Here is a 1,836-nt window from a genome sequence, read left to right as displayed (position 1 = left end):
ACCAATGGAGAAAAGATGTCTCACTACACGGGGTCGCTTAATTCGGCACCCGGCATTTTCGCTCCGGCTGGCAATCGAGCGGGGGGGGGGTATCTCTTCGTAAGAAGCTGTGGGCGGGCCTTACTGCTGCAGCTTTGTGTTTGAGTCTCACCCCGACGTTTAGCGCTCCTTCTGCACAAGCCTATGAGCTACAGCGGTCAGACGGTAATCTCGGTGAAATTAAAGGCTCGGTATATGGCCGAGTTTTCCACGACCGAGGCGGCAGTATCGCTAGTTTTGACAGTAATGATGAGGGCCTGGCTGGCGTCAAAGTGTATGCCCAGTGGGTTGATTTTAAAAACAAAAAGCTGAAGGGTGCTGTCTCGCCGGTCTATTGGACCGAAACTAAAGCCGATGGCAAGTACTCGATCAAGCTCCCTAATTGGACGGACGCACTAGGTATCGAGCATGAGTGGAAAGCTCAGGCAGGGCAAGGCTTGCGTATTTGGTCCGATAACCCCGATAAAACCAAGTACGTCAATTCATTTGTCGAATCCGACGGCGTATTTGTTAGTAACGGGATGGTGCAGCGTTATGTAGGTACGTGGAATGCATGGCCACAGTCCGCTGCGGAGAACTTCAATATTTCATATCAGGAGCGCCCGCAAATTAGCGAGATGTTCCCGGATGAGAGCACTTGGAAGGAAACCACCAACCAAGAAAACGGTGGCTGGGTTTCGGGTCGTGTTTTCTATGACCAGAGGAATGTGTTTGGTGCACCCAAGGCGGTGCGCATGTTCCAAGACAGCTTTGGTGATGTTGCAGTACCTGGCGTTAAAGTAGTCGGCGCATACGTTCAAGACGGAGTGGCGAAACTCTTCGACGAATGGAAGAAGAACCACAACGGCTATACTCGCGAGCAGTTTAAAGCTGCGCAGCGGGAAATTATGGCGAAGTATGAGCAGGATACCGGGAAGAGCGCTATCGCCGAGACTTCCTACGCGGTCACGGATGCCAAGGGTAATTATCACATCCAGTTCCAGGGCCTGTGGGGTGACTCTTACAGCTACAAGGGAATTGTGAATGCTGGGCAACACGGCGATCCGGTTCCCGAAGGTGCGAGCGCTTCGTGGCTCAAGGGTAACCTCAAGTCGCGACACGTTAACGTCGAATATATGTACGTTGCTCCCGTTCTTCCTGATGGAGTAGGGGGCGCCCTTGATAACTTCCCGGATAACTTGTATCAATACGGCGCCCAGGTTGTTGACTATGCGACCGACGGCGCTATGAGCAATATTAGGGATCAGGATTTTGCCCTTCGTATGGAGGATCGTGATTTCCAGGTTCTGGAATACAACCAGACCACTAAGCCTGCGGCTCCTGGCGTAACAGTCGAAACGAAGGCTACTGGTTTTGTTCCCTCAAGCGGCCACGAAATTGTGTGGACGGATTCTGAAGGTAACGAGGTGCATAAGTGCATCTCCACATCTTCGAACCTGGGAGTTGTGAACTCGTGTCCTCTGACCGTTCCGGCTGATCTCGATCATGACGAAATCTACACGGCAACAATCTATCCCGAGGGCTCGCGCGATACTGCGCTAGCCAGGGACGCATTTGCCGCCAAGCCCACTCCGGAGTACAAGCACACCTCGGTTGACCTCGACACGACCGAGACTGTTGCTTCGCCGCTTCACAAGGAAAACGGAACCAAGCCGCGAGATGCCAAGTATGCTCCGCTTGATGACAACACGAAGATTCCGGCGGAACTGCTTGCTGATGTCGACCAGGCCAAGGTGAAGGTTGGCCAGCAGCCCTGGGCGACGGTTAATGAGGATGGGACAATTTCCCTTGCTCCGA

General features: G+C 53.2%; 1 protein-coding gene. It reads left to right on the top strand.

Going from position 1 to position 1,836, the window contains the following annotated elements; translation table 11 throughout:
* Positions 1 to 140 precede the first annotated feature (140 nt).
* Positions 141 to 1,836 (top strand): hypothetical protein (locus QP305_RS08665; protein ID WP_284904922.1); only part of this gene is annotated, 1,696 nt, incomplete at its 3' end.

It is taken from the genome of Actinotignum timonense (genome assembly GCF_030216305.1).
GTDB lineage: Bacteria > Actinomycetota > Actinomycetes > Actinomycetales > Actinomycetaceae > Actinotignum > Actinotignum timonense_A.
The sequence above is the reverse complement of the archived record's forward strand: the minus strand, read 5'-3'. Positions and strand labels throughout refer to the sequence as shown.